This is a genomic window from Citrobacter sp. Awk 4 (assembly GCF_028069725.1).
Classification (GTDB): Bacteria; Pseudomonadota; Gammaproteobacteria; order Enterobacterales; family Enterobacteriaceae; genus Citrobacter_D.
The window spans coordinates 105,551-113,915 of the sequence record NZ_JANEWG010000011.1 but is presented as its reverse complement, the minus strand read 5'-3'; the positions used below and the strand labels follow the sequence as shown (position 1 = coordinate 113,915).

At 55.6% G+C, this 8,365-nt stretch carries 8 protein-coding genes; all 8 read left to right on the top strand.

Annotated elements, in window-relative coordinates:
- Positions 1 to 133: 133 nt before the first annotated feature.
- The 8 genes from livK to ugpE all read left to right on the top strand — a co-directional run bounded on the left by livK (position 134) and on the right by ugpE (position 8,365).
- The gene (gene livK, locus NNO04_RS06910) at positions 134 to 1,243 is read left to right on the top strand and encodes a high-affinity branched-chain amino acid ABC transporter substrate-binding protein LivK (protein WP_271444042.1); all 1,110 of its coding nucleotides are present in this window, start codon (positions 134 to 136) and stop codon (positions 1,241 to 1,243) included.
- A 47-nt stretch (positions 1,244 to 1,290) separates the two neighbouring features.
- Positions 1,291 to 2,217 carry a high-affinity branched-chain amino acid ABC transporter permease LivH gene (livH, locus tag NNO04_RS06905; RefSeq protein ID WP_271444041.1) on the top strand — a complete coding sequence of 309 codons (927 nt, stop codon included), beginning with the start codon at positions 1,291 to 1,293 and terminating at the stop codon, positions 2,215 to 2,217.
- Positions 2,214 to 3,491: a branched chain amino acid ABC transporter permease LivM gene (gene livM, locus NNO04_RS06900; RefSeq protein WP_271444040.1), complete on the top strand. Its 1,278-nt coding sequence runs from the start codon at positions 2,214 to 2,216 to the stop codon at positions 3,489 to 3,491. Before livH ends, livM begins: the two co-directional genes overlap by 4 nt.
- Positions 3,488 to 4,255, top strand: a complete 768-nt coding sequence (gene livG / locus NNO04_RS06895; RefSeq protein WP_192614236.1) for a high-affinity branched-chain amino acid ABC transporter ATP-binding protein LivG — start codon at positions 3,488 to 3,490, stop codon at positions 4,253 to 4,255. Before livM ends, livG begins: the two co-directional genes overlap by 4 nt.
- Position 4,256: 1 nt before the next feature.
- Positions 4,257 to 4,970 carry a high-affinity branched-chain amino acid ABC transporter ATP-binding protein LivF gene (livF, locus tag NNO04_RS06890; RefSeq protein ID WP_192614237.1) on the top strand — a complete coding sequence of 238 codons (714 nt, stop codon included), beginning with the start codon at positions 4,257 to 4,259 and terminating at the stop codon, positions 4,968 to 4,970.
- A gap of 248 nt (positions 4,971 to 5,218) precedes the next feature.
- Positions 5,219 to 6,535 carry a sn-glycerol-3-phosphate ABC transporter substrate-binding protein UgpB gene (gene ugpB / locus NNO04_RS06885; RefSeq protein WP_271444039.1) on the top strand — a complete coding sequence of 439 codons (1,317 nt, stop codon included), beginning with the start codon at positions 5,219 to 5,221 and terminating at the stop codon, positions 6,533 to 6,535.
- Between the two features lie 100 nt (positions 6,536 to 6,635).
- Positions 6,636 to 7,523, top strand: coding sequence for a sn-glycerol-3-phosphate ABC transporter permease UgpA (gene ugpA / locus NNO04_RS06880; protein WP_203359696.1), 888 nt, complete (start codon positions 6,636 to 6,638; stop codon positions 7,521 to 7,523).
- Positions 7,520 to 8,365 carry a sn-glycerol-3-phosphate ABC transporter permease UgpE gene (ugpE, locus tag NNO04_RS06875; protein ID WP_271444038.1) on the top strand — a complete coding sequence of 282 codons (846 nt, stop codon included), beginning with the start codon at positions 7,520 to 7,522 and terminating at the stop codon, positions 8,363 to 8,365. The genes ugpA and ugpE overlap by 4 nt, the downstream gene beginning before the upstream one ends.

The window sequence follows — 8,365 nt, the reverse complement described above, 5'->3', positions numbered from 1 at the left end:
GCATTTTCTTAAAATACATCGCTAAACCATTAATGGGATTGATAAAAGTAGCGAAGTTCAAAAAAAGCACAGACTGCTTTTTGACCATATAAATACAAAATATAAATCACATCACAAATGGGGATTCTCAGAAATGAAACGGAATGCGAAAACGGTCATCGCAGGGGTTATTGCATTAGCGATATCGCATGCAGCAATGGCTGAGGATATTAAAGTGGCGGTCGTCGGGGCGATGTCCGGACCGGTGGCGCAATGGGGAGACATGGAATTTAATGGTGCGCGTCAGGCCATTAAAGACATCAATGCCAAAGGCGGCATCAAAGGCGACAAGCTGGTCGGCGTTGAGTATGACGATGCCTGCGATCCGAAACAGGCCGTGGCGGTGGCGAATAAGATCGTCAACGACGGCATTCAGTATGTTATTGGCCACCTGTGTTCTTCTTCCACTCAGCCTGCGTCTGACATCTATGAAGAAGAAGGCATTCTGATGATCACCCCAGGGGCGACGAACCCGGAGCTGACGCAGCGCGGCTATGAACACATCATGCGTACGGCGGGGCTGGACTCTTCTCAGGGGCCGACTGCCGCCAAATACATTCTTGAAACCGTGAAGCCGCAGCGTATTGCCATCATTCACGATAAGCAGCAATACGGCGAAGGGCTGGCGCGTTCGGTGCAGGATGGCCTGAAAGCGGGCAACGCCAATATTGTCTTCTTTGACGGGATCACGGCCGGCGAGAAAGATTTCTCTGCGCTGATTGCGCGTCTGCAAAAAGACAACATCGACTTCGTCTATTACGGCGGTTACTACCCGGAAATGGGCCAGATGCTGCGCCAGGCGCGTGCTGTCGGCCTGAAAACGCAATTTATGGGACCGGAAGGCGTGGGCAATGCGTCATTGTCTAACATCGCGGGTGAGGCGGGCGAAGGCATGCTGGTGACGATGCCAAAACGCTATGACCAGGACCCGACAAACAACGCTATCGTCGCTGCGCTGAAAGCGGAGAAGAAAGATCCTACGGGTCCGTACGTGTGGATCACCTACGCTGCGGTTCAGTCACTGGCGACGGCCCTGGAGCGTAGCGGCAGCAAAGAGCCGCTGGATTTGGTGAAAGATCTGAAAGCACACGGGGCTGATACCGTGATTGGGCCGCTGAAATGGGACGAAAAAGGCGATCTAAAGGGATTTGAATTTGGTGTCTTCCAGTGGCACGCCGACGGGTCTTCCTCGGTAGCCAAATAATTATCCCACCGCCCGGCGTTGCCGGGCGGCATGAGAAAGGTAGTCTTATGTCCGAGCAGTTTCTCTATTTTCTGCAGCAGATGTTTAACGGCGTCACGCTGGGAAGCACCTATGCGCTGATCGCTATCGGTTACACGATGGTGTACGGCATTATCGGCATGATCAACTTCGCCCACGGCGAGGTGTACATGATCGGCAGTTACGTCTCTTTTATGATCATTGCCGCGCTAATGATGATGGGCATTGATACCAGCTGGCTGCTGGTGGCCGCCGGGTTTGTTGGCGCCATTGTGATCGCCAGCGCCTATGGCTGGAGTATTGAGCGGGTGGCCTACCGGCCCGTGCGCAACTCCAAGCGCCTGATTGCGCTGATTTCCGCCATCGGGATGTCTATCTTCCTGCAAAACTACGTCAGTCTGACCGAAGGGTCGCGCGACGTGGCGCTGCCAAGCCTGTTCAACGGTCAGTGGGTTGTCGGGTCCAGCGAGAACTTCTCTGCCAGTATCACCACCATGCAACTGGTTATCTGGATTGTCACCTTCGTGGCGATGTTGGCATTGACGCTGTTCATTCGTTATTCCCGTATGGGCCGCGCCTGCCGCGCCTGTGCAGAAGACCTGAAAATGGCGAGTCTGCTAGGGATCAATACCGACCGTGTGATTGCGCTGACCTTTGTGATCGGCGCAGCGATGGCGGCGGTCGCGGGTGTACTGCTCGGACAATTTTACGGCGTCATCAACCCGTACATCGGCTTTATGGCCGGGATGAAAGCCTTCACCGCGGCGGTACTGGGCGGTATCGGCAGCATTCCTGGCGCGATGATCGGCGGCCTGATCCTTGGCGTTGCCGAGGCGCTCTCTTCTGCCTACCTGAGCACTGAATACAAAGATGTGGTGTCGTTTGCCCTGCTGATTCTGGTGCTGTTAGTGATGCCAACCGGCATTCTGGGTCGTCCGGAGGTAGAGAAAGTATGAAACCGATGCATTTTGCGATGGCGCTGCTCTCTGCCGCGATGTTCTTCGTGCTGGCGAGCGTTTTTATGGGCGTCCAGTTAGAGCTGGATGGCACTAAGCTGGTGGTAGACACCGCAGGTGATATCCGCTGGCAGTGGGTGTTCATCGGCACGGCGGTGGTCTTTTTCTTCCAGATGCTGCGCCCGACATTCCAGAAGAGCCTGAAGAGCGTCTCCGGGCCGAAATTCATTCTGCCGGCGATTGACGGTTCAACCGCCAAGCAGAAGCTGTTCCTTGTGGCATTGCTGGTTATCGCCGTGGCGTGGCCGTTTATGGTGTCGCGCGGGACGGTCGATATCGCCACCCTGACCATGATTTATATCATCCTCGGTCTCGGGCTGAACGTCGTAGTGGGGCTTTCCGGTCTGTTGGTGCTGGGCTATGGCGGTTTTTATGCTATCGGCGCTTACACCTTCGCACTGCTGAACCACTATTACGGCCTCGGCTTCTGGACCTGTCTGCCGCTGGCGGGGCTGGTTTCTGCGGCGGCGGGCTTCCTGCTCGGTTTCCCGGTGCTGCGTCTGCGCGGTGACTATCTGGCGATTGTGACGTTAGGCTTCGGCGAAATCGTCCGTATCCTGCTGCTTAATAACACCGAAGTGACCGGTGGCCCGAACGGGATCAGCCAGATCCCGAAACCGACCTTCTTTGGCCTGGAGTTCAGTCGCACCGCCCGTGAAGGCGGCTGGGACACCTTCAGTAACTTCTTCGGCATGAAGTATGACCCGTCCGACCGCGTGATTTGGCTCTACCTGGTGGCGCTGTTGCTGGTGGTGTTCTCCCTGTTTGTGATTAACCGTCTGCTGCGTATGCCGCTGGGCCGCGCATGGGAAGCGCTGCGCGAAGATGAAATCGCCTGCCGTTCGCTGGGGTTAAACCCGACGCGCATCAAGTTGACGGCCTTTACCATCAGCGCCGCGTTTGCTGGTTTTGCCGGAACGTTGTTCGCCGCGCGCCAGGGCTTTGTCAGTCCGGAGTCGTTCACGTTTGCCGAATCGGCGTTTGTGCTGGCGATTGTGGTTCTGGGTGGGATGGGGTCGCAGTTTGCGGTGATTCTGGCGGCGATTCTGCTGGTGGTTTCGCGCGAGCTGATGCGTGACTTCAACGAATACAGCATGTTGATGCTGGGTGGCTTGATGGTACTGATGATGATCTGGCGTCCGCAGGGCCTGCTGCCGATGACCCGTCCACAGTTGAAGCTGAAAAACGGGCAACCGAAAGGAGAGCAGGCATGAGTCAGCCATTATTATCTGTTAACGGCCTGATGATGCGCTTCGGCGGTTTGCTGGCGGTGAATAACGTCAACCTGGAGCTGCACCCGCAGGAAATCGTCTCTCTGATTGGTCCGAACGGTGCGGGCAAAACCACGGTCTTTAACTGTCTGACCGGTTTTTATAAACCCACGGGCGGCACGATCACCTTACGTGACCAGCATCTGGAAGGGCTGCCGGGACAGCAAATTGCTCGTATGGGCGTGGTGCGTACCTTCCAGCATGTGCGTCTGTTCCGTGAAATGACGGTGATTGAAAACCTGCTGGTGGCGCAACATCAACAGCTGAAAACCGGCGTTTTTTCGGGGTTGTTCAAAACGCCATCTTTCCGCCGCGCCCAGAGCGAAGCGCTGGATCGTGCGGCGAGCTGGCTGGAGCGTATCGGTTTGCTGGAGCACGCGAACCGCCAGGCCAGTAACCTGGCGTATGGCGATCAGCGTCGTCTGGAGATCGCTCGCTGCATGGTGACGCAACCGGAGATCCTGATGCTTGACGAACCGGCGGCGGGCTTAAACCCGAAAGAGACCAAAGAACTGGACGAGCTGATTGCCGAACTGCGTAACCATCACAACACCACGATTTTGCTGATTGAACATGATATGAAGCTGGTGATGGGCATCTCTGATCGCATTTATGTGGTGAATCAGGGAACGCCGCTGGCGCACGGGACGCCGGAGCAAATTCGAAACAACCCGGACGTGATCCGCGCATACCTTGGTGAGGCATAAGATGGAAAAAGTCATGTTGTCTTTTGACAAAGTCAGCGCCCACTACGGCAAAATTCAGGCGTTGCACGAGGTGAGCCTGCACATTAATCAGGGTGAAATCGTCACCCTGATTGGCGCGAACGGCGCAGGGAAAACCACTTTGCTGGGGACGCTGTGCGGCGATCCGCGGGCGACCAGCGGGCGGGTGGTGTTTGATGGCAAAGATATTACCGACTGGCAGACGGCGAAAATCATGCGGGAAGCGGTGGCGATTGTCCCGGAAGGGCGTCGTGTCTTCTCACGCATGACCGTCGAGGAGAACCTGGCGATGGGCGGTTTCTTTGCCGAACGCGACCAGTTCCAGCAGCGCATCAAATGGGTGTACGAACTGTTCCCCCGTTTACATGAGCGTCGCATTCAGCGTGCGGGCACCATGTCCGGCGGTGAACAGCAGATGCTGGCGATTGGTCGTGCGCTGATGAGCAATCCGCGCCTGCTGCTGCTGGATGAACCGTCGCTGGGGCTTGCGCCAATCATCATTCAGCAAATCTTCGACACCATCGAACAACTGCGCGAGCAGGGGATGACCATCTTCCTCGTTGAGCAGAACGCCAACCAGGCGCTGAAGCTTGCCGATCGCGGTTATGTGCTCGAAAACGGTCATGTGGTGCTTTCCGATACCGGCGATGCGTTGCTGGCGAATGAAGCGGTAAGAAGCGCCTATCTGGGCGGGTAATACCGCGATGTCCTGAATCCCTGGCCGGGTAAGGTGATGTCACCACCCGGCTTTTTATTTGACTTATACGTGCCTCAGCTCCCATTTTCCTGTCACCGTGCCTTCATCGTCTTGCCATCCCACTGACGTCTTACTATCTTTTTTTTGTAATCAAAACGTTATTTTTTTGTAATTCGAGCATGTCATGTTACTTCCGCGAACATAAAACGCGTGAAATCGCGCATTCGAAACAACAAGAGAGATAATCAATGAAACCGTTACGACATACAGCCTTAGGACTGGCGCTCAGCCTGGCATTGGCTGGCCAGGCACTGGCAGTGACCTCTATTCCGTTCTGGCACTCAATGGAAGGTGAGTTAGGTAAAGAAGTTGATTCTCTGGCGCAACGTTTCAATGCTGCCAACCCGGATTACAAAGTGGTGCCCGTCTACAAGGGCAACTACGAACAGAACCTGAGTGCAGGTATTGCGGCATTCCGTACCGGCAACGCTCCGGCGATTTTGCAGGTCTATGAAGTCGGCACCGCCACCATGATGGCGTCGAAAGCGATTAAACCGGTCTATGAAGTGTTTAAAGATGCGGGCATTAGCTTTGATGAAACGCAGTTTGTACCGACAGTGTCCGGTTACTACACCGATGGTAAAAGCGGGCACCTCCTTTCACAGCCGTTCAACAGCTCGACTCCGGTGCTCTACTACAACAAAGATGCCTTCAAAAAAGCGGGCTTAGATCCGGAGCAGCCGCCGAAAACCTGGCAGGATCTGGCGGCGTACACCGAGAAGCTGAAAGCGGCTGGCATGAAGTGTGGCTACGCCAGCGGCTGGCAGGGTTGGATCCAACTGGAAAACTTCAGCGCCTGGAACGGTTTGCCCTTTGCGACCAAAAACAATGGCTTTGACGGCGCGGATGCGGTGCTGGAGTTCAACAAGCCGGAGCAGGTGAAACATATTGCGCTGCTGCAGGAGATGAACAAGAAGGGCGATTTCAGCTATGTGGGTCGCAAAGATGAGTCCACCGAGAAGTTCTACAACGGGGATTGCGCCATTACGACGGCCTCCTCCGGGTCGCTTGCCAACATCCGCCAATATGCCAAATTCAATTACGGCGTCGGCATGATGCCCTACGACGCAGACGTAAAAGGCGCGCCGCAAAACGCCATTATTGGCGGGGCGAGCCTGTGGGTGATGCAGGGTAAAGACAAAGAGACTTATGCCGGTGTAGCGAAATTCCTCAACTTCCTGGCGCAGCCGGAAAATGCGGCTGAGTGGCACCAGAAGACCGGCTATCTGCCGATCACCACCGCAGCGTATGACCTGACCCGCGAGCAGGGATACTACGACAAGAACCCCGGCTCAGATATCGCGACGCGCCAGATGCTGAACAAACCGCCATTGCCGTTCACCAAAGGGCTGCGTCTGGGCAATATGCCGCAAATCCGCACCATTGTGGATGAAGAGCTGGAAAGCGTGTGGACCGGCAAGAAAACCCCTCAGCAAGCGCTGGACTCCGCCGTTGAGCGCGGGAATCAGCTGCTACGTCGTTTTGAACAATCGACTAAATCGTAATGTGAAATGCCGGGTGGCGGCTTCGCCTTACCCGGCCTGGAAATGCGCGTAGGCCGGATAAGCGTAGCGCTATCCGGCGCTGTTCAGGAATCAAACCTCAATGTCCTCATCCCGTCCGGTGTTCCGCTCGCGTTGGTTACCCTATTTGCTGGTCGCTCCGCAGTTGGTTATCACCCTTATTTTCTTTATCTGGCCTGCGGGTGAAGCGCTGTGGTATTCCCTGCAAAGCGTTGATCCGTTTGGTTTCTCCAGCCGGTTCGTAGGACTGGAGAACTTCGTCGCGCTGTTTCATGACAGCTACTACCTCGACTCTTTCTGGACGACGATAAAATTCAGCACTCTGGTCACCGTCAGCGGCCTGCTGGTCTCGTTGTTCTTCGCGGCACTGGTGGAGTACATCGTGCGCGGTAGCCGTATCTATCAAACGCTGATGTTGCTGCCTTATGCTGTTGCGCCCGCGGTGGCCGCCGTGCTGTGGATCTTCCTGTTTAACCCCGGTCGCGGACTGATCACCCATTTTCTTGCTGAGTTTGGTTACGACTGGAACCACGCGCAATACAGCGGACAGGCAATGTTCCTTGTGGTGTTCGCCTCTGTCTGGAAGCAGATTAGTTACAACTTCCTGTTCTTCTATGCCGCGCTGCAATCCATTCCCCGTTCGCTGATTGAAGCGGCGGCTATTGATGGCGCTGGCCCGATTCGCCGTTTCTTTAAGCTTGCCCTGCCGCTGATTGCGCCAGTGAGTTTCTTCCTGTTGGTGGTCAATTTGGTGTACGCCTTCTTCGACACGTTCCCGGTGATCGACGCGGCCACCGCCGGTGGACCGGTGCAGGCGACGACGACGCTGATCTATAAGATCTACCGTGAAGGTTTTACCGGGCTGGATCTCTCGGCCTCCGCCGCACAGTCGGTGGTGCTGATGTTCCTCGTCATTGTGCTGACCGTGGTGCAGTTCCGCTATGTTGAAAGTAAGGTGCGCTATCAATGATTGAGAACCGTCCGTGGCTGACCATATTCAGCCATACCATGTTGATTCTGGGGATCATGGTGATCCTCTTCCCACTGTACGTCGCTTTTGTGGCGGCGACGCTGGATGACCAGGCGGTGTTTGCCGCGCCGATGACGCTGATCCCCGGCAGGCATCTGCTGGAAAATATGCACACTATCTGGATCAACGGGGTCGGCGTTAACAGCGCGCCGTTCTGGCGGATGATGCTCAACAGCTTTGTGATGGCGTTCAGTATCACGGTGGGTAAAATCACGGTCTCGATGCTCTCGGCGTTCGCCATCGTCTGGTTCCGTTTTCCGCTGCGTAACCTGTTCTTCTGGATGATCTTTATCACCCTGATGCTGCCGGTTGAAGTCCGTATTTTCCCGACGGTGGAAGTGATCGCCAACCTGAAAATGCTCGACAGCTATGCCGGTCTGACGCTGCCGCTGATGGCGTCGGCCACCGCGACCTTTCTGTTTCGCCAGTTTTTTATGACGTTACCGGATGAGCTGGTGGAGGCGGCGCGCATCGACGGCGCTTCGCCGATGCGCTTCTTTCGCGACATCGTCTTCCCGTTGTCGAAAACCAATCTTGCGGCGCTGTTCGTGATCACCTTTATCTACGGCTGGAACCAGTATCTGTGGCCGCTGCTGATTATCACCGATGTTGATCTTGGTACCGCCGTGGCGGGCATTAAGGGAATGATCGCCACCGGCGAAGGCACGACCCAGTGGAACCATGTGATGGCGGCGATGTTATTAACGCTTATTCCACCGGTGGTGGTTGTTTTAGTGATGCAGCGTGCCTTCGTACGCGGTTTAGTGGACAGTGAGAAATAA